Source organism: Pseudomonas sp. SL4(2022) (genome assembly GCF_026625725.1).
GTDB lineage: Bacteria > Pseudomonadota > Gammaproteobacteria > Pseudomonadales > Pseudomonadaceae > Aquipseudomonas.
In genome coordinates this window covers 787688-813702 of the sequence record NZ_CP113060.1, presented here as the reverse complement: position 1 = coordinate 813702, position 26015 = coordinate 787688, and the positions used below count along the sequence as shown (strand labels likewise).

Sequence of the window (26015 nt, the reverse complement as noted above, 5' to 3'; positions counted from 1 at the left end):
AGGGGGTAGACGAAGCTATCTGACTAGGCGGGTTAAATCGGGTTCCACTTTTTTCAGTAAGCTCGCCGCTGCGGCGCGTTGCCGCAGTTGGCCGCCCAGAGGCTTGGTTATACTCCTGCGGCCCACCCGATGGGCAATCTGAGCACCTTGGAGACTCTATGCTCGCACCTGTGCAGCTGCTGTCGGCGAGCCGGCAAAACCTCTGGCGACTGACCCTGATCCGCATTCTGGTGCTGGCTGCACAAGCCGGCTCCGTGGGGCTGGCGTACAAGTCTGGCGCGTTACCGCTGCCCTGGCTGGAGCTGAGCGTCACCCTCGGCATTTCCCTGGTGTTGTGCCTGCTCACTGCACTGCGCCTGCGTGGGCCATGGCCAGTGACCGAGCAGGAGTACGCGGTACAGCTGGGCTGCGATCTGATCATCCACAGCCTGCTGCTGTACTACTCGGGTGGCTCAACCAACCCCTTTGTCTCCTATTACCTGGTGCCGTTGACCATCGCTGCGGCGACCCTGCCCTGGCTCTACACCATCACCCTCTCCGGTCTGGCGCTGGGCGGTTACACCTTTCTGCTGGTCTGGTCGCACCCGCTGGACCTGCCGTCCGGTCCACGCGAGAGCCTGCTGATCTATGGCATGTGGCTGAGCTTCGCCCTGGCTGCCGGGCTGATCACCTTCTTCGTGGCGAAGATGGCTGAAGAGCTGCGCCGTCAGGAAGAGCTGCGTGCCGAGCGTCGGGAAGAAGGCTTGCGTGACCAGCAGTTGCTCGCCGTGGCGACTCAGGCGGCGGGTGCTGCGCATGAGTTGGGTACGCCGCTGGCGACCATGAGTGTGCTGATCAAGGAATTGCGCCGCGAGCATCAGGAGCCGACGCTTCAAGAGGATCTTGCGGTGCTGCAGGAACAGGTCAAGCTGTGCAAGGAAACCCTGCAGCAACTGGTGCGCGCTGCCGAGGCGGATCGCCGTCAGGCGGTGATCGAGCTGTCATCAGTCGAGTGGCTGGAAGCCACGCTTAATCGCTGGCACCTGATGCGCCCGGAAGCCAGTTATCGCTATCAATGTCTGGGGCGTGGTACCCCCCCAAAGATGATGCCGCCGGCCGATTTGACCCAGGCGTTGCTCAATCTGCTGAACAACGCGGCCGACGCCTGCCCGGACAAACTGGATATTCGTCTGGACTGGGACCACCAGTGGCTACGCCTGAGCATTCGTGACTTTGGCGCCGGTGTGCCGCTGGCGATTGCCGAGCAACTGGGGCGGCCATTTTTCACCACCAAGGGCAAGGGGTTTGGTCTGGGTCTGTTCCTCAGTCAGGCCAGCGTCACTCGTGCCGGCGGTACGGTTAAACTGTATAACCACGAAGAAGGTGGCACGCTCACCGAGCTGAAATTGCCGCGTGCCTATGGTCGAGCCTAAGGAAATACCCGAATGAGCGATGAAGTGCTGTTCGACGGTGATGAACACCCTCACCTGCTGCTGGTTGATGATGATCCGACGTTTACCCGTGTGATGGCGCGCGCCATGAGTCGTCGTGGCCTGCGTGTGTCTACCGCCGGTTCGGCAGAGGAAGGCCTGGCTCTGGCTGAGCAGGATCTGCCGGATTACGCCGTGGTTGACCTGAAGATGGAGGGCGATTCCGGGCTGGTGCTGCTGCCCAAGCTGCTTGAACTGGACGCTGAAATGCGCGTGGTGATCCTTACCGGTTATTCGAGCATTGCCACGGCAGTGGAAGCGATCAAGCGCGGTGCCTGCAATTACCTGTGCAAACCGGCCGATGCCGATGATGTGCTGGCCGCGCTGCTGACTCAACATGCCGACCTGGAAAGCCTGGTGCCGGACAACCCGATGTCGGTCGATCGCCTGCAGTGGGAGCACATCCAGCGCGTGCTCAGCGAGCATGAAGGCAATATCTCCGCCACTGCCCGCGCCTTGGGCATGCATCGACGGACCTTGCAGCGCAAGCTGCAGAAGCGCCCGGTACGCCGCTGAGCCCTGTAATGCGGCAGCCTGGCTAAAGCGCTGCCGCGGGCTTCTTTAAATGGCTATGTCTGAGTTAGCGGTTGCTCACCCGTAGTGTGGGTTAGCCGCCAGCCGCGCTTGTCGATCCATTCGCCATGACGGGGCGGCGTAACCCGCCACCGGTGCACCACGTCTATCTGCCGCTGCTGGATCGGTGTTTAGCGCCGCTAACCCACTCTCCGGACTCCCAGTCGTCAGAGGCTGGCAAATAGTGGGAACACGCCCAACAGCAGTGCCGCCAACATGATGGCCAGGCAGATCAGCACCGCCCATTTCAGGGTGAAGCGCTGCAGGTCGCCGAATTCGATCTTTGCCAGACCGATCAGCAAATAGGTCGAAGGCACCAGCGGGCTGAGCAGGTGTACCGGTTGGCCGACAATCGACGCGCGGGCCATTTCCACTGGGCTGATGCCGTAGGTGGCGGCGGCTTCGTTGAGCACCGGCAGGATGCCGTAGTAGAACGCATCGTTGGACATAAAGAAGGTGAACGGCATGCTCACCAGTGCCGTGATCACTGCCAGATGCGGGCCGAGGGCTTCAGGGATGACTGCCAGCAGGCTCTTGGACATGGCGTCGACCATGCCCGTGCCGGACAGAATGCCGGTGAAGATCCCCGCGGCGAAGATCAATCCGACCACTGCCAGAACGTTGCCGGCGTGGGTGGCGATGCGCTCTTTCTGCTGCTGCAGGCAGGGGTAGTTGATGATCATGGCGATGCTGAACGCGATCATAAACAGTACCGGCATCGGCAGCAGGCCGGCAATCAGCGTCGTCATGAGCACCGCGGTGAGGGCAGCGTTGATCAGGGTCAGCTTGGGACGGCGAGCCTCTGGGTACTGTGAAACGCTGATCTGATCCTGGCCGGTTTGCTCGTCCGGCAGTTGCAGAATGCCCAGGCGCTTGCGCTCACGCAGGCCATAGAAATAGGCGACGGCAAACAGCACGATGGCCCCGATCACCATGGTCGGAATCATCGGCACAAACACATCCGAGGGGTCGACATGCAGGGCGCTGGCGGCGCGAGCGGTCGGCCCACCCCATGGTGTCATGTTCATGATACCGCCGGCCATGATGATCAGGCCGGCCATGATGGTCGGGCTCATCTTCAAGCGGCTGTACAGCGGCAGCATGGCACCGACGCAGATCATGTAGGTGGTGGAACCGTCGCCGTCGAGCGAGACAATCAGCGCCAGGGCCACGGTGCCGACGGCGACCTTCAATGGATCACCCTTGACCAGTTTGAGGATCAGGCGCACGGGCGGATCGAACAGCCCCGAGTCGATCATGATGGCGAAATAGAGGATGGCGAACATCAGCATCACCCCGGTCGGCGCGAGCTTGCCGATGCCTTCGAGCATCATCGGGCCGATCTGGCTGGCGAAGCCGCCGATCAGAGCGAAAATAATCGGGATGATGATCAGGGCAATCAGCGCCGACAGGCGCTTGCTCATGATCAGGTACATAAAGGTGATGACCATGGCAAAGCCAAGGAAAGTCAGCATGACGAGTCTCCGGGTGGGTAAGGTGCGAAAAGCGGGGCGCGGCCTTAAGTGGGCAGCGGTTGCAGTCGAGCGGGGCGGAGACGGGGTGCGCGTGGGCGTGGGCAGAGCAGCAAAATAAACATGGCAATCACCGTTGTTGTTTTTGTCAGGTGCGCAGGCGTGCTGGCAGCCGGGGTGGCCGAGTCGAGTCAGCCGTGGGCGATTCTATGAACGCAAGCTTTCAGCCAGCTTTCGCGGGCCTGCAGTCGGTCGTATCCCCATGAAAGCGGGCTGAAAGTCTGGCCTGTTATCATTCGCGGCCTTCCGTTGTGCGGCGCTCTGGCATGTTGGCAATCTTCTCGCAAATTCTCGGCATCACCGCGCCGGTGTTCGCCATGCTGTTTCTTGGCATGGTGCTCAAGCGCCTGGGGCAGGTCGACGCCGCTTTTGTCAGCACTGCTACCGCCCTGGTGTTCAACGTCAGCATGCCGGCCATGCTGTTTCTCGCCATCCTGCATGCCGATCTGCGCACGGCGCTGCAGCCGGCGCTGCTCGGTTATTTTGTGCTGGCGACGGTGCTGGGCTTTCTGCTGGTATGGAGCTGGGCACTGTGGCGGGTGCCGCGGGTGGAGCGTGGCGTCTATGTGCAGGGGGCGTTTCGCGGTAATAACGGCATCATCGGCCTGGCGCTGGCCACCAGCCTGTACGGTGATTACGGTTTGTCGCTCGGCGGCATACTCGGTGGCGTGGTCATCCTCAGCTACAACAGCCTGTCGGCGATTGTTCTGGCGATCTACAGCCCAAATGCCAAGGCCAGCGTGTGGAGCATCAGCAAGAGCATTCTGCGTAATCCACTGATTCTCGGTGTACTGGCGGCAATCCCGTTCGCCTACTGGCAGGTTCGGCTGCCGGTCTGGTTGACCACCTCGGGTGAATACCTGGCGCAGCTGACCTTGCCGTTGGCGTTGATTTGTATTGGTGCCACGCTGTCGCTGGCTTCACTGCGTGAAAGTGGCAAGTTGGCCTTGGGGGCCAGTGTGATGAAGATGGTCTGGCTGCCGCTACTGGGCACCCTTGGCGCGTTCCTCTGCGGTTTCCGCGAGGCCGAGCTGGGCATCCTCTTTCTGTTCTTCGCCAGCCCAACGGCGGCAGCCAGCTTCGTGATGGCCAAGGCAGCGGGCGCTAACCATCAGTTGGCGGCGGCGATCATCGTTATCACCACCCTGGCGGCGGCGATCACCACCAATATCGGGCTGTTTGTGCTGCAGTGGGGCGGCTGGATCTAGTGAGTTTGCATGCATAACAAAAAGCCGGGCGTTGCCCGGCTTTTTGTTATGCGGTGGTCAGGCTTTCTGGGTGTCGTCGATCACGTCCTGCGCTGCGCGGAAAGCGTCGATGGCTGCCGGTACGCCGGCGTAGACCGCGCAGTGCAGCAAGGTTTCGCGAATCTCCTCGACCGTGCAGCCGTTGTTCAGCGCGCCGCGCACATGGCCTTTTAGTTCCTGCGGGCATTTCAGGGCGGTCAGTGCAGCCAGGGTGATCAGGCTGCGGGTCTTGCGATCCAGGCCCTCGCGGTTCCACACGCCACCCCAGGCGTGCTCATTGACGAAGTCCTGCAGCGGTTGGGTAAAGTCGGTGGCGTTATTCAGGGCGCGGTCGACGAAGGGGTCGCCCATCACTTCGCGGCGTACCTGCAGGCCACTTTTCTGCTCTTCACTCATAACGGTTCTCCGTAGAATCACTCGAGGGCTTCGATGCGTACCGGCACCACGCCGGCGCGGAGCATGTCGATTTGCGCGGCGGCCTTGTGCGACAGGTCGATGATTCGTCCTTTGCTGTAGGGGCCGCGGTCGTTGATGCGCACCACCACGCTTTTATCGTTACGCAGGTTGGTCACCCGCACCAGGCTGCCGAAGGCCAGGCTGCGGTGCGCGGCGGTCAGGGCGTTCTGGTCGAAGCGCTCGCCGCTGGCGGTCTTGTTGCCGTGGTGACGCGCACCGTAATAGGAGGCCTGGCCCTCTGCGCGGTAACCCTGCGGGTCAACCGGGCCCTGATGGCTGGCGCAGGCACTGAGCAGCAAGCTGGTGATGGCGATCAGTAACAGGCGCATGGCGGCTCCCGGGCAGTTTGGCAGCGGACAAAACAACGCCGGGCTGACCCGGCGTTGTGTGTGACGGCAAGGCTTAGGCTTCGAGCTTTTTCTTCAGCAGTTCGTTCACCTGGCCGGGGTTGGCTTTGCCTTTCGAGGCTTTCATGGCCTGGCCGACGAAGAAGCCGAACATTTTGCCGCGTTTGGCTTCATCCGCCGCGCGGTACTGCTCGACCTGTTCGGCATTGGCAGCCAGCACTTCATCCAGCATAGCTTCGATGGCGCCCGAGTCGGTGACCTGCTTGAGGCCTTTCTTCTCGATCACCTCGTCAGCCGTTGCGCCTTCACCGGCAGCCAGGGCTTCAAAGACCATCTTGGCGATCTTGCCGCTGATGGTGTTGTCCTTGATGCGCAGGATCATGCCGCCGAGCTGTTCAGCCGAGACCGGCGACTGGTCGATGTCCAGGTTGTCGCTGTTGAGCAGGCTGGATAGCTCGCCCATCACCCAGTTGGCCGACAGCTTGGCATCACCGCAGGTCTTCTCGACGGCTTCAAAGTAGTCGGCCAGTTCGCGGCTGGCGGCCAATACAGTGGCGTCGTAGGCGGACAGCGCAAACTGCGCTTCGAAACGCTCACGTTTCTGCACCGGCAACTCCGGCAGGCTGGCGCGTACTTCATCGAGGAAGCTCTGTTCGATCACCACCGGCAGCAGGTCCGGGCAGGGGAAGTAGCGGTAATCGTTGGCTTCTTCCTTGCTGCGCATGGAGCGCGTCTGGTCCTTGTTCGGGTCGTACAGGCGGGTTTCCTGCACCACCTTGCCGCCGTCTTCGATTAGCTCGATCTGCCGTTGCACTTCATGGTTGATGGCTTTTTCGATAAAGCGGAACGAGTTGACGTTCTTGATCTCGGCGCGGGTGCCGAACTCGGCCTGGCCGACCGGGCGCACCGAGACGTTGCAGTCGCAGCGCAGCGAGCCTTCGGCCATGTTGCCGTCGCAGATGCCGAGGTAGCGCACCAGCGCATGGATCGCCTTAACGTAGGCCACCGCTTCTTTCGCCGAGCGGATGTCCGGCTCGGAAACGATTTCCAGCAGCGGCGTGCCGGCACGGTTGAGGTCGATGCCACTCATGCCGTGGAAGTCTTCGTGCAGGCTCTTGCCGGCGTCTTCTTCCAGGTGGGCGCGGGTGATGCCGATGCGTTTGCTGGTGCCGTCTTCCAGGGTGATGTCGAGGAAGCCCTTGCCGACGATGGGGTGATCCATCTGGCTGGTCTGGTAGCCCTTGGGCAGGTCCGGGTAGAAGTAGTTTTTGCGCGCAAAGACGTTCTGTGGCGCGATTTCGGCGTCAATCGCCAGGCCGAATTTGCAGGCCATGCGTACGGCTTCAGCATTGAGCACCGGCAGGGTGCCGGGCATGCCCAAGTCAACCAGGCTGGCCTGGGTGTTGGGCTCGGCACCAAAGGCGATGGCACTGGCGGAAAAAATCTTCGATTGGGTGCTGAGTTGGGCGTGAATTTCCAGCCCGATTACGGTTTCCCATTGCATGTCAGTCGTCCTCAGAATCCGCTCGGTGCATGTTGGTGCCAGTCAGTGACCTGTTGGTACTGGTGGGCGACGTTAAGCAGGCGGCCTTCCTGGAAGTAGTTGCCGAGCAGCTGAACACCGACCGGCAAGCCATCAACGAAGCCGGCAGGCATCGACAGGCCGGGGATGCCGGCGAGGTTGGCGGTGATGGTGTAGATGTCTTCCAGGTAGGCGGCGACCGGGTCGTTGTTCTTTTCGCCGAGCTTCCAGGCCAGGTTTGGCGTGGTCGGGCCGAGGATCACGTCAACATCCTTAAAAGCCGCGACAAAATCATTTTTGATCAGGCGGCGGATTTTCTGTGCCTTGAGGTAGTACGCGTCGTAGTAGCCAGCGGACAGCGCGTAGGTGCCGACCATAATCCGGCGCTTCACTTCCGCACCAAAGCCTTCGCCACGTGAGCGCTTGTACAGATCCTGCAAGTCTTTCGGGTTCTCGCAGCGGTAGCCGAAGCGTACGCCGTCGAATCGGGACAGGTTGGAGCTGGCTTCGGCGGGTGCGATCACGTAGTAGGCCGGAATCGCGTGTTGCATATTCGGCAGCGAGATGTCCTTGACGGTTGCGCCGAGCTTTTTCAGCTCTTCCACCACGGCCATCACTTTTTCGCCGATGCGCGCATCCAGACCCGCGCCGAAGTACTCCTTCGGCAGGCCGATGCGCAGGCCGGCGAGCGGCTGGCTGAGGGCGGCAAGGTAGTCATCCACCGGTTGATCGACGCTGGTGGAGTCCTTGGTGTCGAAGCCAGCCATGGCTTGCAGCATCAGGGCGCAGTCTTCAGCGGTGCGCGCCAGTGGGCCGCCCTGGTCGAGGCTGGAGGCGTAGGCAATCATGCCCCATCGGGATACCCGTCCATAGGTCGGCTTGATCCCGGTGAGGTTGGTCAGTGCGGCCGGCTGGCGAATTGAACCGCCCGTGTCGGTGCCAGTGGCTGCTGGCAGCAGGCGTGCAGCCACTGCGGCAGCTGAACCGCCGGAAGAACCGCCGGGCACGCGGCTCAGGTCCCAAGGGTTTTTCACCGCGCCGTAGTGGCTGGATTCGTTGGCTGAACCCATGGCGAATTCGTCCATGTTCAGCTTGCCCAGGGTCACGGCGCCAGCGCTGGCGAGCTTCTCGACCACGGTGGCGTTGTAAGGGGCCTTGAAGCCGGTGAGGATTTTCGACGCGCAAGTGGTCAGCACGTCTTGCGTACAAAACAGGTCTTTGTGCGCAATCGGTGCGCCGAGCAGGGCGCCGTTCTCGCCACTTGCGCGGCGTGCGTCGGCCGCTTTGGCCTGGCTCAGGGCCAGGTCTTCGGTGACGGTGATAAAGCTGTTGAGCTGCAGGTCGAGTTGGGCGATGCGCGCCAACAGGCTGCGGGTCAGTTCTTCGGCGGAAAACTGTTTGTCGGCGAGTCCGCGGGCGATCTCGGCCAGGGTAAATTGATGCATGGCTAGGCTTTTTCCCTTACTCGATGACTTTCGGAACCAGGTACAGGCCGTTTTCCACGGCAGGGGCGATGGCCTGATAGGCCTCGCGCTGGTTGCGTTCGGTGACCTGGTCGGCACGCAGGCGCTGTGTGGCTTCCAGTGGGTGAGCCAGCGGCTCGATGCCGTCGGTATTGACGGCTTGCATCTGGTCAATCAGGCCGAGAATGTTATTGAGGGTCTCGGTGGTACCCGGGATATCGGCTTCATTCAGGCCCAGTCGAGCCAGATGAGCGATTTTCTCCACGTCGGAGCGGTCAAGCGCCATCAGGTTTCTCCCTAAATAAGGCAAAGCAATTGCGGCTCGCCTTTGGAAATGTGAGTGGGTCGTCATGCATGAATGTGCAGGGAACGGACCGTGACAGGTGGCGGTCAAAGGCCGCGATGATGGGCCGTAAAGCCCGGAAAAACCGGCAATCTAACATATTGGTGCCTTGCTCAAAATCCCTGCCGTTGTTAGAGTTTGCCGCACTTTTTTACCCACGCGTTGCCTAGGGTCCTTATCCCATGTTCAAAAAACTGCGTGGCATGTTTTCCAGCGATCTGTCGATTGACCTGGGCACTGCCAATACCCTGATTTATGTCCGCGAGCGCGGCATCGTCCTGAACGAGCCGTCGGTCGTGGCTATCCGCACCCACGGCAACCAGAAGAGCGTGGTGGCGGTCGGAACCGAAGCCAAACGCATGCTCGGCCGTACACCGGGCAACATTGCCGCCATCCGCCCAATGAAAGATGGCGTGATTGCCGACTTCAGCGTCTGCGAAAAGATGCTGCAGTACTTCATCAACAAAGTTCACGAAAACAGCTTCCTGCAGCCATCGCCGCGCGTGCTGATCTGCGTGCCGTGCAAATCCACTCAGGTAGAGCGCCGCGCTATCCGAGAATCGGCCCTCGGTGCCGGTGCCCGTGAAGTGTTCCTGATCGAAGAGCCCATGGCCGCCGCCATTGGTGCCGGCCTGCCGGTTGAAGAGGCTCGCGGCTCGATGGTCGTCGATATCGGTGGTGGTACCACTGAAATCGCCCTGATTTCTCTTAATGGTGTCGTTTACGCAGAGTCTGTACGCGTTGGCGGCGACCGTTTCGACGAAGCGATCATCACCTACGTGCGCCGCAACTACGGTTCGCTGATCGGTGAGTCCACTGCAGAGCGGATCAAGCAGGAAATCGGCACCGCGTATGCCGGTGGCGAACTGCGTGAGGTCGACGTACGTGGCCGCAACCTGGCTGAGGGCGTACCGCGCAGCTTTACCCTGAACTCCAACGAAGTGCTCGAAGCGCTGCAGGAATCCCTGGCGACCATCGTCCAGGCGGTGAAGAGCGCGCTGGAGCAATCGCCGCCAGAACTGGCGTCGGACATCGCCGAGCGTGGCCTGGTGCTGACCGGTGGTGGCGCGCTGCTGCGGGATCTGGACAAATTGCTGTCGCAGGAAACCGGCCTGCCGGTTATCGTCGCTGAAGACCCGCTGACCTGCGTTGCACGCGGCGGCGGCAAGGCTCTGGAAATGATGGATCGCCACACCATGGACCTGCTGTCCTCGGAATAAGCGCGACCGCTCCAAGTCTTGAGCTGCAAGCCGGGGGTTCCCCGCTTGCAGCTTTTGTTTTGCTGCCTGACGCTGTGAGGAGCTGCCGATCAAACCGCTATTTGCCAAAGGTCCTTCACTGGGTGTACGCCTGTTGGTGTTCACCGTGCTGTCGGCTGCGCTGATGGTGGTCGATGCGCGCTTCACCCTGTTGCAGCCGCTGCGCGCGCAGCTGGGCCTGATTGTCGAGCCGGTCTACTGGGCCGGACGCCTGCCGGTACGTCTGTGGGAAAGTGCCACACAGGAGCTGAGTACCCGTAGCGAACTGACCGCCGAAAACGAAAAGCTCAAAGCCGAGCAACTGATGATGCAGCGTCGCCTGCAGAAGCTCGCTGCCCTCACCGAGCAGAACGTGCGCTTGCGTGAACTCCTCAACTCCGCAGCGTTGGTCGATGAGGATGTGCTGGCCACCGAGCTGATCGGCATTGACCCCAACCCCTTTACTCACCGCATTCTGATCGACAAAGGCGAAAAGGACGGGGTGGTGATGGGGCAGCCTGTGCTGGATGCGCGCGGTCTTATGGGCCAGGTGGTTGAGGTGATGCCTTATACCTCGCGCGTGCTGTTGCTCACCGACACGACCCACAGCATCCCGGTGCAGGTCAATCGCAACGGCCTGCGCGCCATCGCCAGTGGTACGGGTAACCCCGAACGACTGGAACTGCGTCATGTGGCGGACACGGCGGATATAAAAGAGGGCGATCTGCTGGTCAGCTCCGGTCTTGGTCAACGTTTCCCTGCCGGTTATCCGGTGGCCATGGTCAGTGAAGTGATTCACGACTCCGGGCAACCGTTTGCCATCGTTCGTGCAGTGCCCACGGCCATGCTGAACCGCAGCCGTTACATGCTGCTGGTGTTCACCGATCCGCGTACCCCGGAGCAACGCGCTACTGAATCGGCACAGGCCCAAGAGGCTCTGGATCGGGAAATTCTGCAGCAGGCACAACCTGCTGGCCAAGCGGCGGATGCGCCAGCGTCCCCCGCCACTTCGACAGAGGCAGCGCAATAATGGTCGCGCGTGCGAGCAATATCTGGTTTGTCTGGCTGACCTTGGCTCTGGCGCTGCTGCTGAGTGTGGCGAGCATGCCGAAGTTTATGGAGTTGGGGCGTCCGCTTTGGTTGGCGCTGTTTCTGACCTACTGGGTACTGGCGTTGCCGCATCGTGTGGGCATGACCACGGCGTGGGCCCTTGGTCTGCTGGCGGATGTGCTGAATGGCAGTCTGCTGGGGCAGAATGCGCTGATCCTGACCTTGATCACCTTTCTGGTGCTGACCTTGCACCAGCGTTTGCGCATGTTTCCGATGTGGCAGCAAAGCACTGTGCTGCTGGTGGTTTTTGGTCTGGCCCAGCTGGTGCAGCTGTGGCTGAATGCGCTTACCGGGAGTCGCCCGCCCACCCTGGCATTTGTGTTGCCGGCCCTGGTCAGTGCGTTGCTGTGGCCGTGGGTGTGCGCAATCCTGCGCGGGCTGCATCAGCGCCTCGGCGTCAATTAAGCGGGGCGCATTGGCCTTGCATCCATCCGACAGGGAGACGACTGCTTGGCCATCCTCTATCTTGCTTCCGGATCGCCGCGCCGGCGTGAGCTGCTGGCGCAGATCGGTGTGCCCTTCCTTACGCAAATCGCTCCGATTGATGAAAATGCATTGCCAGGTGAGTCGCCACTCACCTATGTAGAGCGTCTGGCGTGCACCAAGGCGCACGCCGGGCTGGCTGCCCTGGCCGATTCAAACGACGCGGTGGTGCTGGGTGCCGATACGGCTGTGGTACTTGATGGGCGCATTCTCGGCAAACCGTTGGACCGTGCCGACGCCCTGGCGACCTTGCAGGCCTTGTCCGGGCGCAGCCACCAGGTGCTCACGGCGGTGGCATTGGTCAGCCGCGAACGGCAGGCTTCGCGGGTGGTCGCAAGCCAAGTGACCTTCCGCGCGTTGAGTCCGGCTGAAATCGAGGCTTACTGGGCCAGTGGCGAGCCGCAGGACAAGGCTGGCAGCTATGGGATCCAGGGGCTGGCAGCGGTGTTTGTCAGCCAGCTGCAAGGCAGCTACTCGGCGGTGGTAGGGTTACCCCTGTGTGAGACCGCAGCGTTACTCGCAGAATTTGCTATTCCGTGCTGGCAGACCATGCCAGATCACAGTCAAGAGGTTGCGGGTCGTGGCTGACTGACTGCCATATCGGCACAGTCACCGGGCTTTCAGCTTGATCTCAGAAGAGATGAGCGCATGAGTGAAGAAATCCTGATCAACATCACGCCGATGGAATCGCGCGTGGCGGTGGTGGAAAACGGCGTACTGCAGGAAGTGCACGTCGAGCGTACACAGAAGCGCGGGATCGTCGGCAATATCTACAAGGGACGGGTTGTGCGGGTGTTGCCTGGTATGCAGGCGGCATTTGTTGATATCGGTCTGGAGCGGGCGGCATTCATTCATGCGGCGGAAATTTCCAGTCGTGAAGGATCGGCAGTCGAGAGTATCAGTGCGCTGGTGCATGAAGGCCAGAGCCTGGTGGTGCAGGTCACCAAGGACCCTATTGGCACCAAAGGTGCGCGTCTGACTACGCAGCTGTCGATCCCTTCGCGTTATCTGGTCTATATGCCGCGTACCGCGCATGTCGGTATTTCGCTGAAGATTGAAGACGAAGCCGAGCGCGACCGACTCAAGCAAGTCGTGGCGGACTGTGTGGCGGCCGAAGGTATTGAGGAGTCTGGTGGGTTTATCCTGCGCACGGCCGCCGATGGTGCAGGTGCTGACGAAATCCTTGCCGACATCCGCTACCTGCGCCGCTTGTGGGGGCAGATCGCCACGCAGATGAAAGTCGGGCCGACACCCTTGGTGATCTATGAAGACCTGTCCCTGGCGCTGCGTACGTTACGTGACCTGGTCAACCCGAAGATCGAGAAGATCCGTGTCGATTCGCGGGAGACCTTCGGCAAGATTACCCAGTTTGTTGATGAGCTGATGCCGGAAATTGCCGACCGTCTTGAGCACTACCCCGGTGAGCGGCCAATCTTTGATTTGTACGGTGTCGAGGATGAGATCCAGAAGGCTCTGGAGCGCAAGGTGCCACTCAAGTCGGGCGGCTATCTGGTGGTTGATCCTGCCGAAGCGATGACCACCATCGATGTGAACACCGGTGCTTTTGTTGGTCATCGTACGCTGGAAGAGACCATCTTCAAGACCAATTTGGAGGCGGCTACGGCGATTGCGCGCCAGCTGCGCCTGCGCAATATCGGTGGGATCATCATCATCGACTTCATCGACATGGAAGATGAAGAGCATCAGCGCCAGGTGCTGCGCACCCTGGAGAAGCAACTGGAGCGCGATCACGCCAAGACCAACATCATTGGCATCACCGAGCTGGGCCTGGTGCAGATGACCCGCAAGCGTACCCGCGAAAGTCTTGAACAGGTGCTGTGTGAGCCGTGCAGCGCCTGTCAGGGCCGCGGCAAGCTGAAAACAGCAGAAACCACCTGCTATGAGATTTTCCGCGAAATTCTGCGTGAGGCGCGTGCTTATCAGCCGGAAGGCTATCGCGTGCTGGCCAACCAGAAAGTGGTCGATCGCCTGCTTGATGAAGAGTCAGGCAACGTTGCCGATCTGGAGGCCTTTATTGGTCGCACCATCAAGTTCCAGGTGGAGACCATGTACTCCCAGGAACAATACGATGTGGTACTGCTCTGACATGCCGGCGGGGCTGAACTGAATGGAGTGGCTGGCGCGAGGGTTTGCCTGGCTGGTACGGGCTGCACTGGGGCTGTGTGCCCTGATGCTGGTGCTGGCGGCAGTGTATGTCAGTCTGGGACGCGAACTGGTGCCTCTGGTGGCCGAGTATCGGCTGGAGGCTGAAGACAGGGCTCGTGAGGCGCTGGGCATGCCGGTGCAGATCGGTGCCCTGGAAGGCCTGTGGCAAGGTTTTGCACCGCTGCTGACTGCCCATGACATGGTGGTAGGTGAGGGCGCCGGAGCGTTGCAACTGGATCAGGTGCGTGTGGTGCCGGATGTGCTCGGCAGCCTGCTGGCGCGGCAGCTGCGTATCGCCCGGCTCGAGCTTGACGGGGTGCAGTTGGTGGTGCAGCAAGCCGAAGATGGCGGTTGGTCACTCAAAGGCATGCCGCAGCGCCCTGGCGCCGCACCGCTTGATCTGGCCGAGGTATTGAAACAGTCGCACGTGGTCAAGCGTCTGTCGCTGCTCAACAGTCAAGTCACTTTGCAGGCGTTGGGGCAGCCGGAACGGACCCTGACCTATGTAAATCTTACCCTGCGTAATGGCCTGGCGCGTCAGCGTCTGGATGGTCGATTGCTGCTGCCTGATGGGCAGCCGCTGGCGTTGCAAGTGCGCACCCGGTTGCGTGCTGAGCGCTGGCAAGATGCACAGGCCGATGTCTACCTGAGCCTGCCGCAGAGTGACTGGGCAGCCTGGTTGCCGGCCAATCTGCTGGCGCAGTGGCGACTCGAACAGCTGCGGTTGGGTGGCGAAGTCTGGTTAGCCTGGGCCAACGGAGGCGTACAGCGGGTGGTCAGTCGTCTGCATGCCCCGCAGATCAAAGCCGGATATGCCGATCGCGAATCGATAGTCCTGGACAACGTGGTTGTGAATGCCTATTTCAGCCGGGCTGAGCAGGGCTTCACGCTGCAACTCGATGACTTGGCCTTCAGCCGGAGCGACAAGCGCTGGGGCGAAGTCCGCCTGGCCCTGACTCAGCAAGCAGAAAGTGCAGAGTTGCAGGAGCAGTGGCTGCTCAGTGCTGATCGCCTCGACCTGGCACCGCTGCAGCCATTGGTGGCGGCCCTTGCCCCACTACCGGAAAACGCCTTGGCGGTGTTGGCGCAACTCAATCCGCATGGGGCTCTGCGTAACATCCAGCTTGATTACCGGCCACGCCTGACAGACAGCAAGCGCCTGCAGTTTGCTGCCAATCTGGAGCGTATCGGTTTTGCGGCATACCTGGGCTCGCCCGCGGTGGAAAATGTCAGCGGCAGTATCAGTGGCGATTTGGGGCAAGGTGAATTGCGCCTCGACAGTGATGACTTTTCCCTGCACCTGGACACGCTGTTTCCCCAGCCCTGGCGCTACAAGACGGCCAACGCCCGGCTGACCTGGCGGCTCGATGAGCAAGCCTTTACCCTGCGCAGCCCCTACTTGCAGGTGGTCGGTGACGAGGGGCCGGTCGCTGGAGACTTCCTGATACGTCTGCGTCGCGATCCGGCCGGCGAGGATTACATGGATCTGCGTGTCGGTCTGCGCAATGGCGATGCCCGGTTTACTGAAAAGTATCTGCCCAGCCGCTCGCCGGGCATGAGTCACGATCTGGATGCCTGGCTGAAAGCCGCAATCCGTGGCGGTGCAGTCGATGAAGGCTACTTCCAGTACCAGGGCTCGCTGAATAAAGGGGCCGAGGCGGCTTCGCGCACTATCAGTCTGTTCTTTGCCGTGCATGATGCCGAGTTGGCCTTTCAGCCTGGCTGGCCAGCATTGCGTGAGGGGCGTGGGCGAGTGCTGATCGAAGACAGCGGCGTACGTGTTGAACTGGCCCAGGGCCGAATTCTCGATAGCCAGGTGCGCAATGCCCAGGCGGTGATTGCCACCGCATTGCCTGGCCAGTCGCCGCGTCTGTTGCTTGAGGCCGAATTGGATAGCAGCGTGGTTGATGCGTTGCAGATTCTGCAGCAAGCGCCCATCGGTACGGCGCCGACGTTTGCCGGCTGGCGTGGTGAAGGCGTGCTGGCCGGCAAGCTGAAGCTCGACCTGCCGCTGCGCAAAGGCGCGCCTCCTGCTGTGGTGGTGGATTTTGCCACGGCCGATGCGCAACTCAGTCTGCCCAATCCGCCGTTGCAGTTCACTCAGTTGCAGGGTGCATTCCGTTACAACACCGCCAGTGGTCTCAGTGCGCCTGATATTCGCGCTCAGGTGCTGGGGCATGCGGTGCATGGCAAGGCCCTGGCCGAGGGCGCACGTGGCAAGGCGCGCAGCCGCTTTGAAGCCAGTGGGCAGATAGCGGTCAAGGAGTTGACCAACTGGTTGGGCGTGACTCAGCCCGTGCCGGTTGGCGGCAAGGTGCCGTATCGCCTTAATCTGATTCTGGACGGTGTCGACAGTCAGTTGCGCGTTACGTCCAACCTTAAAGGTACCTCGATCGCGCTGCCTGCACCGCTCGGCAAGGACCGCGATGAAGTGCGCACTGCAGCCTGGCAGATGAGCTTGGGCGGTCGTGAACAACGTTTCTGGCTGGATTATGCCGAGTTGCTCAGCCTGTCGTTCGCCGCAGAACCCGGCAAGCTCGGCCTGGGCCGTGGCGAGCTGCGTCTGGCCGATGGCCCGGCGAGTTTGCCCACCAGCCAGGGGCTGCGCGTGCGTGGTCGGGTGACCGAGCTGGATTGGTCTGCCTGGCAGCAGGCTTTGCAACCTTATGCTCAGGTGCCGAAGCAGGATGCCCAGCAATTGTTCAAGGATGCCCAGCTGCGTATCGGCAACTTCAGCGGCTTTGGCATCAACCTGGAGGCGCTGGAGGTCGGTGTGCGGCGGGAGGCGGCCAGCTGGGCGGTCAGTCTCGACAGTCCGCTCCTGAAAGGCACTGTCGGGTTGCCGGAGGACTCCGCTCAAGCCATCACGGTGCAGCTGGATTACCTGCGCTTTCCAGCTGCGGAGCCGAAAATCGCGGATGCGCCTGATGTAGAGAAGCCGGATCCTCTGGGCGGTTTCGATCCGGCAGGTTTTCCAGCGCTGGATGTGAGGGTGGCCCAGGTCTTCCAGGGTATCGAACCGTTGGGGGCTTGGTCATTCAAGGCGCGGCCGGTGACCGGTGGTGTGCACTTCAACGAGCTGGACCTCAATCTCAAGGGGTTGAATCTGGCTGGGCGTGCTACTTGGCTGAACACGGCCACTGGTGCGCGCAGTACCTACAACGGTCGCCTGGGTGGGGCTGATCTGGCCGATGTGCTGATTGCCTGGGGCTATGCGCCCACTGCCAGCAGCCGTGATTTTCACCTTGATGTCGATGGCAGCTGGCCAGGCTCACCGGCCTGGTTCGGCATCAAACGTTTCAGCGGTAGCCTGGATGCGTCCCTGCGCAAAGGCCAGTTCTCCGAAGTGGAGGGCCCCGCGTCGGCGCTGCGGGTTTTCGGCTTGCTCAACTTCAATTCGATCGGACGGCGCTTGCGCCTGGACTTTTCTGATCTACTCGGTAAAGGCCTGAGTTACGACCGGGTCAAGGGTGTACTGGATGCCCGTGATGGCGTGTTCGTCACCCGCGAGCCGATCACCCTTGAAGGGCCGTCGAGCAACCTGGAGCTCAAGGGGACGCTGGACATGGCCCATGACCGTATCGATGCCAAGTTGTTGGTGACGTTGCCGGTTACCAACAACCTGCCCTTGGCGGCGCTGATCGTCGGGGCGCCGGCCATTGGCGGTGCGCTGTTTGTTGCCGATAAGCTGCTGGGTGACCGCGTGGCGCGCTTTGCCAGTGTGCAGTACGACGTAACCGGCCCTTGGCAGAATCCCAACATCAGTTTCGACAAGCCCTTTGAAAAACCTCAGTAAGCCCTGCTGGCATGCGGCCAACCGTGCAGTCTGCCGGTGAGGCTTGTAAGCTGGTGATACCGTCCTGCTTTGAGATACGACAGTCATGACCTTTGCGGTAATTCAGATGGTCAGTCAGGCCGATGTCCTTGCCAATCTGGCCCAGGCGCGGCAATTGCTGGAGCAGGCTGCTGCGCAGGGGGCGCGCCTGGCGGTGCTGCCGGAGAACTTCGCCGCCATGGGCCGGCGCGATCTGGCCAGCCTCGGGCAGGCCGAAGCGCAGGGCACGGGCCCGATTCTGCCGTGGCTGCGGCAGGCGGCACGGGACCTGGGTTTGTGGATCGTGGCGGGCACTTTGCCCTTGCCCCCGGATGACCAACCAGACGCTAAACCGCATGCCTGCTCCCTGCTGGTGGATGCGCAGGGGCAGCGTGTGGCGCGTTATGACAAGCTGCACCTGTTCGATGTGGATGTCAGCGACAGCCATGGCCGTTACCGCGAGTCGGATGACTATGCCTTTGGCAGGCAGGTGGTGGTAGCTGATACCCCGGTGGGGCGCATTGGTCTGAGCGTGTGCTATGACCTGCGGTTCCCGGAACTCTACAGCGCCCTGCGCGCGGCAGGTGCACAGCTGATCAGCGCGCCAGCAGCGTTCACGGCAGTGACTGGCGCAGCGCATTGGCAGGTGCTGACCCGCGCCCGTGCCATTGAAACGCAATGCTATGTACTGGCCGCCGGGCAGGGAGGCACGCATCCGGGCGGACGTCAGACCTTTGGTCATTCGGCGCTGGTCGATCCCTGGGGGCGCGTATTGGCTGAACTGCCCTACGGCCCAGGCGTGCTCGTGGCCGAGCGCGATGCCGACGAGCAGGCGGCGATCCGTCAGCGCATGCCGGTGGTGCGCCATAAACGATTTTTTGCAGCGGCCGAGTTGCGGCAGCCAGGTTTGGAGTAGTTATGAACAATATGTTGGTGTCCGTCAGTGAGCATCTGCTGGGTCCGGGTGGCCTGAGCATCGAGCATTTGCCAGGTGTGCTGGCCGAATTGGCCGGGCCGGGTATCGACGCGGCTGACCTGTATTTCCAGAGTCAGGTCTCGGAAACCTGGGCGCTGGAGGATGGCATCGTCAAGGAAGGCAGTTTCAACCTCGACCAGGGGGTCGGTGTGCGCGCTCAGTCTGGCGAGAAAACTGGGTTCGCCTACAGCAATGCGATTACCGCCGATGCTCTCAGTCAGGCGGCGCGCGCGGCACGCTCAATTGCCCGCGCTGGGCAAAATGGTCGCGTGCAAGCGTTCAGCAGTCCGTTGGTCAAGCCGCTGTATGCCCAGGACAACCCGCTGGATGTGCTCAGTCGCGCTGAGAAGGTCGAGCTGCTCAAACGCATCGATGTTGCCACTCGCGCCCTCGACCCGCGTATCAAGCAGGTGTCGGTCAGCCTGGCCGGGGTTTGGGATCGGATTCTCGTTGCCGCCAATGATGGCAGCCTGGGCGCGGACATTCGCCCGCTGGTGCGCTTCAACGTCAGTGTGATCGTCGAACAGAACGGCCGTCGTGAGCGCGGTGGCCATGGCGGCGGCGGGCGCACCGACTACCGTTATTTTCTGGAGCAGACCAGCAGCAACGAAGAGCGCGCCATGGGTTATGCCCGTGAGGCCCTGCGCCAGGCGTTGGTTAATCTGGAAGCGATTCCGGCGCCGGCCGGCAGCATGCCGGTGGTGATGGGGGCTGGGTGGTCCGGGGTGCTGCTGCACGAAGCCGTCGGTCATGGCCTGGAAGGCGATTTCAACCGCAAGGGCAGTTCGGCCTACAGCGGTCGAGTGGGTGAACAAGTGGCCTCCAGCCTGTGCACCATCGTCGACGACGGCACCCTGGCCGAGCGTCGCGGCTCGTTGAGCATGGATGACGAAGGCACTCAGACTCAGTGCACTACCCTGATCGAAAACGGCGTGCTCAAGGGCTACATGCAGGACAAACTGAATGCCCGCCTGATGGGCGTTGCTGCCACCGGCAATGGCCGGCGTGAATCTTATGCGCACCTGCCGATGCCGCGCATGACCAATACCTACATGCTGGCCGGCGAAAGCGATCCGGAAGAAATCATTCGCTCGGTGAAGAAGGGTATCTACTGCGCCAACCTGGGAGGTGGTCAGGTGGATATCACCAGTGGCAAGTTCGTGTTCTCCACCAGCGAGGCTTATCTGATCGAGGATGGCAAGATCACCGCGCCAGTCAAGGGCGCTACGTTGATCGGCAATGGTCCGGAAGCCATGAGCAAGGTGTCGATGGTCGGTAACGACCTGGCGCTGGACAGTGGTGTGGGCACGTGCGGCAAGGATGGTCAGTCGGTGCCAGTGGGGGTTGGCCAACCGACGCTGAAAATCGATGCGATCACCGTGGGTGGGACCGGTAGCTGAGGTGGATGGCTGAGCAGGCTGGAGCTGTTGGCTCCAGCCTGGCCGGAGCTAGCGCAGGCCGCGCTGGGTTTCGTCCAGCTCGCGGATGTACTTGAAGATTTTGCGTGAGGCGGCGGGTGCTTTGTTCTGGGCCAGTTCGTGTTGGGCCTGGCGGATCAGTTGGCGCAGGTGCTGGCGGTCGGCGTCGGCGTACTCGCCGACGAAGGCTTCCAGGGTGTCGTCGTTACCGTTGATCAAACGGTCGCGCCAACGCTCCAGGTTGTGAAAGCGCTCGTTGTACTGGCGGGTCGAGGCATCAAGCTGGTCGAGCAGGGTCAGGATGGCTTCAATGTCCTGATCGCGCATCAGGCGGCCGATAAACTGCACGTGGCGCTTTTTCGCCGCGTTGGCGGTGTGCTTGGGTGCTTCGGCAAGCGCGCGGCGCAGCTCGTCGGTCAGCGGCAGCTTGTTCAGCAGGTCGAGTTTCAGGGTAGTCAGGCGTTGCCCCAGATCCTGCAATGCATGCAGCTCGCGTTTGATCTGGGTTTTGCTCTTCTCGCCGGAGAAGTCGTCAAGGTATTCAGACATGGTGGCGGTCCAGTGGAAAACGCCGACATGATAGCAGCAAGTTTCCAGCTGTAAGCGGATGGCCTGTGAGGCGGCGCTGTACGGCTTATCGTTCAGGAGTGTTTATGAGTGCAGTAGAAAGCGTCGGACCCCAGGCGGTGCCGCAGTTACAGGCGCAGGTGGAACAGATTATTGCCGAAGCCAAAAAACAGGGCGCGAGTGCCTGCGAGGTGGCCGTATCGGTGGAGCAGGGCTTGTCCACCACGGTGCGTCAGGGTGAGGTGGAAACAGTTGAGTTCAACCGCGATCAGGGCTTCGGCATCACCCTGTATGTGGGACAGCGCAAAGGCTCGGCCAGCACCTCGGCGAGCGGTGAAGCGGCGATTCGCGAAACGGTCGCGGCGGCACTGGCAATTGCCAAGCATGCCTCCGAAGATGAATGCGCCGGTTTGGCTGATGCGGGTCTGATGGCTCGCGAGCTGCCGCAGCTGGATTTGTACCACGCCTGGTCGATCACTCCCGAGCAAGCCATTGAACAGGCGCTCAGTTGTGAGGCCGCCGCGTTTGCGGCAGATGGCCGGATCAAGAATGCCGACGGTACCACCCTCAACACTCATCAGGGTTGCCGGGTGTATGGCAACAGCCATGGCTTTGTCAGTGGTTATGCCAGCACGCGGCACAGCTTGAGTTGCGTGATGATTGCTGAGGATGGCGGGCAGATGCAGCGTGACTACTGGTATGACGTCAATCGCCAGGGCGAGTTGTTGGCGGATGCCGGCAGCATTGGTCGCCGCGCTGCAGAGCGTGCAGTCAGCCGTTTGGGCGCGCGCCCGGTGCCGACCTGCGAAGTGCCGGTGCTGTTCGCGGCCGAATTGGCTAGCGGGTTGTTTGGCAGCTTTCTTGCTGCGATTTCCGGCGGCAATCTGTACCGAAAATCATCGTTCCTTGAAGGTACGTTGGGTCAGCAGCTGTTTCCAAGCTGGCTGAAACTCGATGAGCGTCCACATATTCCGCGGGCACTCGGCAGTGCTGCCTTTGATGGCGACGGCCTGGCGACGTATGCCAAGTCCTTCGTCGAGCGTGGCGAGTTGCTTTCCTATGTGTTGGGCACTTATTCCGGGCGCAAGCTCGGCATGCCCAGTACGGCCAACGCCGGTGGCGTGCATAATCTGTTCGTCAGCCATGGTGATGAAGACCAAAAGGCCTTGCTCAAGCGCATGGGGCGCGGCCTGCTGGTTACCGAGTTGATGGGGCAGGGGCTGAATATGGTCACGGGCGATTATTCGCGCGGTGCGGGAGGTTACTGGGTGGAGAACGGTGAGATTCAGTTCCCGGTGCAGGAAGTCACCATCGCCGGCAATATGCGCGACATGTTCAGGCAGATTGTGGCCGTGGGAAATGACCTGGAACTGCGCAGCAATATCCGCACCGGCTCGGTGCTGATTGAGCGCATGACGGTGGCGGGTAGTTGAGTCCAGTGGCGTGAAAAAGGGGCTGTCGCTTAGGCGTTCAGCCCCTTTTTATTGCCTGCCATCCATAGTAGGCAAGCCTGCGGGCCGTCGCTTTGCGCTGTTAAAAATGTCTCCCGAACATTTTTATTGGCTGCGGTCTTACTCGCCTTCGTCGAAGTAGTTGTTGATCAGCTCGCTCAGGGCTTGCAGGGCGTCGGTATCCTGCTCGCCTTCGGTATACAGGTGCACAGCTGTGCCTTTGCCAGCGGCAAGCATCATTACGGCCATGATGCTCTTGCCGTCGACCAGGCTCTCCGGCGTGCGGCCCACTCTGACCTGGCACGGAAAACGCCCGGCGACGCCAACAAATTTGGCTGCTGCGCGGGCATGCAGGCCAAGCTTGTTGATAATGGTGATTTCGCAGGCAGGCATCGCGGCAATTCCTTAGCTGAGGTCGCGGTGGCGAATCTGAACATTTTTCAGGATGGGTTTGAGGGTCTCGCCCAGGCGGTTCGCCAGGTACACCGAGCGGTGATGACCACCGGTACAGCCAATCGCTACGGTGACATAGGCGCGGTTGCTGGCGGCAAAGCGCGGCAGCCATTTGGTCAGGTAAGCGAGGATGTCCTGGTACATGTCTTCGACGTCGGCCTGGGCCGAGAGATAGTCGACTACCGGCTGGTCGAGGCCGGAGAAATCGCGTAGATCAGGCTTCCAGTAGGGGTTGGGCAGGCAGCGCACATCGAATACCAGGTCAGCATCTACCGGCATGCCACGCTTGAAACCGAATGACTCAACCAGGAATGCAGTGCCCGGTTCGGGCTGGTTGAGCAGGCGCAGCTTGAGGCTGTCTCGCAGCTGATACAGGTTGAGGTGAGTGGTGTCGATCTTGAGGTCTGCCAGGTCGATAATGGGCCCGAGCAGCAGGCTTTCATCGGCAATGGCTTCAGCGAGCGAGCGATTCTGGTTGGTCAGCGGATGGCGCCGGCGCGTTTCCGAGAAGCGCTTGAGTAGGGTTTCTTCGTCGGCATCCAGGTAGATCACATCGCATTTGATATGCCGTGCGCGAACTTCTTCAAGCAGCTCAGGGAAGCGCTTGAGATGGCTTGGCAGGTTGCGCGCATCAATCGACACCGCCACCTGCGGATGCAGCAGCTCGGTGTGCAGCAGGGCGCGCTCGGCCAGTTCAGGCAACAGGCCAGCGGGGAGATTGTCGATGCAGTAGAAGCCGTTGTCCTCAAGTACATCGAGGGCGGTGCTCTTCCCGGAGCCGGAGCGACCGCTAACGATGATCAGGCGCATGCTCAGGCTCGGTTGAGTTGGCTTTGTACGTCCACGACCACCTGATACAGGGCTTCGCTGCTTTCGGCTTGGCGCAGGCTGGCACGTACATCGCTGCGATCGAGCATGCTGGCGATCTGCCGAAGCAGCTCCAGGTGAGCATCGGTTGCTGCTTCGGGCACTAGCAGGACAAACAGCAGGTCCACTGGCGCACCGTCGATGGCGTCGAAGTCTACGGCAGCGTCCAGGCGCAGCAAGGCGCTGATCGGCGCGGTGCAACCGGGCAGGCGGCAGTGCGGAATGGCGATGCCATTACCGAAACCGGTCGAGCCGAGTTTTTCTCGGGCAATCAGGCTTTCGAAGATATCTTGTCCATCCAGGTCAGGCAGCTCGCGCGCTACCAGGTTGGCAATCTGTTCGAGGACACGTTTTTTGCTGCCGCCCGGCACGTTCACCAGGGAACGGCCGGGGGTCAGGATAGTTTCAAGTCGGATCATAGGAGATAGACGATGTCAGCGGGCCATTGCACCCTGTTGACGTTCGAGCTGTTTTTCCTTGTGTTTGATGAGTTGTCGGTCGAGTTTGTCAGTCAGTAGATCGATGGCCGCGTACATATCGTCATGCTCGGCATTGGCGACGACTTCGCCACCGGCAACGTGCAAGGTCGCTTCGATTTTCTGTTTGAGTTTCTCGACCTCCATGATGACTTGCACATTGGTAATCTTGTCGAAGTGGCGCTCCAATCGGCCGAGTTTTTCGGCGATGTAGTCGCGCAGGGCGTCGGTCACATCCAGCTGATGTCCACTGATGTTGACTTGCATACCGCTTTCTCCTTGTTGCCGTGTGTAAGAGACAGGCAAAGGGCCTGCCGCCGGAACACTGTGGCGCGGAAGACGCTGACAGAGCTAGTCAGGCACATGCGCTGATTGCTAATAGGCAGTATGGCTGCTTTTGCAAAAAAGGCGTGGCCTGGGGTGTTTGGTCAGTGCTATCTGTCTTCCTTCTTTGTGCCGCCTTAGATCAATCGTTTGCGCTCACTGGAAGGCGCTATTCCGAGGGATTCACGGTACTTGGCGACCGTGCGGCGGGCTACTTGAATGCCCTGTGCCTCCAGTAAACCAGCGATCTTGCTGTCACTCAACGGCTTTTTCGCATTTTCCGCCGCGACCAGTTTTTTGATGATCGCGCGGATCGCAGTGGATGAGCATTCTCCACCTTCGGAGGTGCTGACGTGGCTGGAGAAGAAATACTTCAGTTCGTAAATGCCGCGTGGGGTGTGCATGAATTTTTGCGTGGTCACCCTTGAAATGGTCGATTCGTGCATGCCGACGGCTTCGGCAATATCATGCAGTACGAGCGGTTTCATCGCTTCGTCGCCGTAGTCGAGGAAGCCGCGTTGGTGTTCGACGATCTGCGTGGCGACTTTCATCAGGGTTTCGTTGCGGCTCTGCAGGCTCTTGATGAACCAGCGTGCTTCTTGCAGCTGGTTGCGCATAAAGGTGTTGTCGGCGCTGGAGTCAGCACGCTTGACGAAGCCGGCGTACTGCGCGTTGACCCGCAGGCGCGGCATGGCTTCCTGGTTCAGTTCTACCAGCCAGCGCTCGTTGTGCTTGCGCACGATTACATCGGGGACTACGTACTCGGGCTCGCTGGACTCGATCTGCGAGCCTGGGCGCGGGTTGAGGCTCTGGATCAGCTCGATAACCTGACGCAGCTCGTCTTCCTTGAGCTTCATGCGGCGCATCAGTTGGCTGTAGTCGCGGCTACCAAGCAGATCGAGGTAATCACTGGCCAGGCGCTGGGCTTCGCTCAGCCATGGGGTTTGGGCTGGTAATTGACGCAGTTGCAGGAGCAGGCATTCACCCAGGTTGCGCGCGGCAATACCGGCAGGTTCGAACTGCTGGATACGGTGCAGCACGGCCTCAACTTCGTCGAGCTCGATATCCAGTTCCGGATCGAAAGCATCGACCACTTCTTCCAGGCTTTCTTCGAGGTAGCCCTGATCATTGATGCAGTCGATCAGGGTGACGCCGATCAGGCGGTCCTTGTCTGACATCGGCACTAGATTGAGTTGCCAGAGCAAGTGGCTTTGCAGGCTTTCACCACTGGAGGTGCGGGTGGTGAAATCCCACTCGTCGTCATCACTGGCGCTGCTGGGCAGGCTGCTGGCGCTGGTCTGGTAGATGTCTTCCCAGGCAGTGTCTACGGGCAGCTCATTGGGGATGCGTTCGCCCCAATCGCCTTCTTCCAGGTTGTCCACCGTCTGTGTGGTTTCCTGAAAGCTGGTTTCCTGGTAGGGGGTGTCCTGCTGTTCACTGGAGCTGGCGCTCTCTGCGCCATCGGCCATGGGGTCCGAATTGTCGAAATCATCGCCGTCTTCCTGGCGTTCGAGCATCGGGTTGGACTCCAGGGCTTCCTGAATCTCTTGTTGCAGATCCAAGGTCGACAGTTGGAGTAGGCGGATGGCCTGTTGCAGCTGCGGTGTCATCGTCAGCTGCTGGCCCATCTTCAGGACTAGCGATGGTTTCATTGCAGACCTTATTTACCGGCGTCTGTGCGCAATCCACTACAGGGCGTTGTTAAAATCGCCACTAGGAA

The 26015-nt window shown here is 60.9% G+C and carries 24 protein-coding genes; 12 read left to right on the top strand and 12 right to left on the bottom strand.

All coding sequences use genetic code 11. From position 1 onward, the window contains the following. Positions 1–158: 158 nt before the first annotated feature. Positions 159–1412, top strand: coding sequence for an ATP-binding protein (locus OU997_RS03870; protein ID WP_108489383.1), 1254 nt, complete (start codon positions 159–161; stop codon positions 1410–1412). 12 nt (positions 1413–1424) lie between these two features. Next, positions 1425–1985: a response regulator transcription factor gene (locus tag OU997_RS03865; protein ID WP_108489384.1), complete on the top strand. Its 561-nt coding sequence runs from the start codon at positions 1425–1427 to the stop codon at positions 1983–1985. Between the two features lie 224 nt (positions 1986–2209). On the opposite strand, the gene OU997_RS03860 is transcribed toward OU997_RS03865, so the two are convergent. Continuing rightward, the gene (locus OU997_RS03860; RefSeq protein ID WP_267809106.1) at positions 2210–3517 is read right to left on the bottom strand and encodes a CitMHS family transporter; all 1308 of its coding nucleotides are present in this window, start codon (positions 3515–3517) and stop codon (positions 2210–2212) included. Positions 3518–3840: 323 nt separating this feature from the next. Between OU997_RS03860 and OU997_RS03855 the strand changes: the two genes are divergently transcribed. After that, positions 3841–4782, top strand: coding sequence for an AEC family transporter (locus OU997_RS03855; RefSeq protein WP_267809105.1), 942 nt, complete (start codon positions 3841–3843; stop codon positions 4780–4782). Between the two features lie 57 nt (positions 4783–4839). Here OU997_RS03855 and OU997_RS03850 read toward each other — a convergent pair whose 3' ends face one another. From OU997_RS03850 to gatC, 5 genes are all read right to left on the bottom strand, one after another. After that, a complete protein-coding gene (locus OU997_RS03850) occupies positions 4840–5217 on the bottom strand; it encodes a carboxymuconolactone decarboxylase family protein (RefSeq protein ID WP_267809104.1) in 378 nt (125 codons plus the stop codon). Positions 5218–5234: 17 nt separating this feature from the next. After that, positions 5235–5606, bottom strand: coding sequence for a septal ring lytic transglycosylase RlpA family protein (locus tag OU997_RS03845; protein WP_108489388.1), 372 nt, complete (start codon positions 5604–5606; stop codon positions 5235–5237). 73 nt (positions 5607–5679) lie between these two features. Beyond that, positions 5680–7128 (bottom strand): Asp-tRNA(Asn)/Glu-tRNA(Gln) amidotransferase subunit GatB, encoded by a 1449-nt coding sequence (gene gatB, locus OU997_RS03840; RefSeq protein WP_267809102.1) that lies wholly within the window; start codon positions 7126–7128, stop codon positions 5680–5682. Between the two features lie 11 nt (positions 7129–7139). After that, positions 7140–8591 carry an Asp-tRNA(Asn)/Glu-tRNA(Gln) amidotransferase subunit GatA gene (gene gatA, locus OU997_RS03835; RefSeq protein WP_267809100.1) on the bottom strand — a complete coding sequence of 484 codons (1452 nt, stop codon included), beginning with the start codon at positions 8589–8591 and terminating at the stop codon, positions 7140–7142. 16 nt (positions 8592–8607) lie between these two features. Then, positions 8608–8895 (bottom strand): Asp-tRNA(Asn)/Glu-tRNA(Gln) amidotransferase subunit GatC, encoded by a 288-nt coding sequence (gene gatC / locus OU997_RS03830; RefSeq protein WP_108489391.1) that lies wholly within the window; start codon positions 8893–8895, stop codon positions 8608–8610. Positions 8896–9134: 239 nt separating this feature from the next. On the opposite strand from gatC, the gene mreB reads away from it, so the two are divergent. The 8 genes from mreB (at position 9135) to tldD (ending at position 20139) form a co-directional block, all read left to right on the top strand. After that, entirely contained in the window at positions 9135–10172 is a 1038-nt protein-coding gene (gene mreB / locus OU997_RS03825; protein ID WP_090255536.1) for a rod shape-determining protein MreB, read from the top strand. A gap of 136 nt (positions 10173–10308) precedes the next feature. Then, positions 10309–11220, top strand: coding sequence for a rod shape-determining protein MreC (mreC, locus tag OU997_RS03820; protein ID WP_371920640.1), 912 nt, complete (start codon positions 10309–10311; stop codon positions 11218–11220). Next, complete coding sequence (gene mreD / locus OU997_RS03815) at positions 11220–11705, top strand: rod shape-determining protein MreD (protein WP_108489393.1); 486 nt, start codon at positions 11220–11222, stop codon at positions 11703–11705. The genes mreC and mreD overlap by 1 nt, the downstream gene beginning before the upstream one ends. 45 nt (positions 11706–11750) lie before the next feature. Further along, positions 11751–12371, top strand: a complete 621-nt coding sequence (locus tag OU997_RS03810; protein WP_108489394.1) for a Maf family protein — start codon at positions 11751–11753, stop codon at positions 12369–12371. 60 nt (positions 12372–12431) lie between these two features. Continuing rightward, positions 12432–13889, top strand: coding sequence for a ribonuclease G (gene rng / locus OU997_RS03805; RefSeq protein WP_108489395.1), 1458 nt, complete (start codon positions 12432–12434; stop codon positions 13887–13889). Between the two features lie 22 nt (positions 13890–13911). After that, complete coding sequence (locus OU997_RS03800) at positions 13912–17745, top strand: YhdP family protein (protein ID WP_267809097.1); 3834 nt, start codon at positions 13912–13914, stop codon at positions 17743–17745. 85 nt (positions 17746–17830) lie between these two features. After that, entirely contained in the window at positions 17831–18679 is an 849-nt protein-coding gene (locus OU997_RS03795) for a carbon-nitrogen hydrolase family protein (RefSeq protein WP_108489397.1), read from the top strand. 2 nt (positions 18680–18681) lie between these two features. Further along, positions 18682–20139, top strand: coding sequence for a metalloprotease TldD (gene tldD / locus OU997_RS03790; RefSeq protein WP_108489398.1), 1458 nt, complete (start codon positions 18682–18684; stop codon positions 20137–20139). Between the two features lie 48 nt (positions 20140–20187). Here tldD and yjgA read toward each other — a convergent pair whose 3' ends face one another. Then, on the bottom strand, positions 20188–20706 hold the full coding sequence (yjgA, locus tag OU997_RS03785) for a ribosome biogenesis factor YjgA (protein ID WP_108488224.1): 519 nt from the start codon (positions 20704–20706) through the stop codon (positions 20188–20190). 104 nt (positions 20707–20810) lie between these two features. Between yjgA and pmbA the strand changes: the two genes are divergently transcribed. Continuing rightward, the gene (pmbA, locus tag OU997_RS03780) at positions 20811–22157 is read left to right on the top strand and encodes a metalloprotease PmbA (protein ID WP_267809094.1); all 1347 of its coding nucleotides are present in this window, start codon (positions 20811–20813) and stop codon (positions 22155–22157) included. Between the two features lie 138 nt (positions 22158–22295). Here the strand turns inward: pmbA and OU997_RS03775 are convergent, their stop codons facing one another. The 5 genes from OU997_RS03775 to OU997_RS03755 form a co-directional block, all read right to left on the bottom strand. Continuing rightward, positions 22296–22568, bottom strand: coding sequence for an HPr family phosphocarrier protein (locus tag OU997_RS03775; protein ID WP_108488226.1), 273 nt, complete (start codon positions 22566–22568; stop codon positions 22296–22298). Positions 22569–22580: 12 nt separating this feature from the next. Then, entirely contained in the window at positions 22581–23438 is an 858-nt protein-coding gene (rapZ, locus tag OU997_RS03770; RefSeq protein ID WP_267809091.1) for an RNase adapter RapZ, read from the bottom strand. 2 nt (positions 23439–23440) lie between these two features. Beyond that, a complete protein-coding gene (ptsN, locus tag OU997_RS03765) occupies positions 23441–23914 on the bottom strand; it encodes a PTS IIA-like nitrogen regulatory protein PtsN (protein ID WP_108488228.1) in 474 nt (157 codons plus the stop codon). Positions 23915–23929: 15 nt separating this feature from the next. Beyond that, positions 23930–24238 carry a ribosome hibernation-promoting factor, HPF/YfiA family gene (hpf, locus tag OU997_RS03760; protein ID WP_108488229.1) on the bottom strand — a complete coding sequence of 103 codons (309 nt, stop codon included), beginning with the start codon at positions 24236–24238 and terminating at the stop codon, positions 23930–23932. Between the two features lie 194 nt (positions 24239–24432). Next, the gene (locus tag OU997_RS03755; RefSeq protein WP_108488230.1) at positions 24433–25947 is read right to left on the bottom strand and encodes an RNA polymerase factor sigma-54; all 1515 of its coding nucleotides are present in this window, start codon (positions 25945–25947) and stop codon (positions 24433–24435) included. Between the last annotated feature and the right edge of the window lie 68 nt (positions 25948–26015).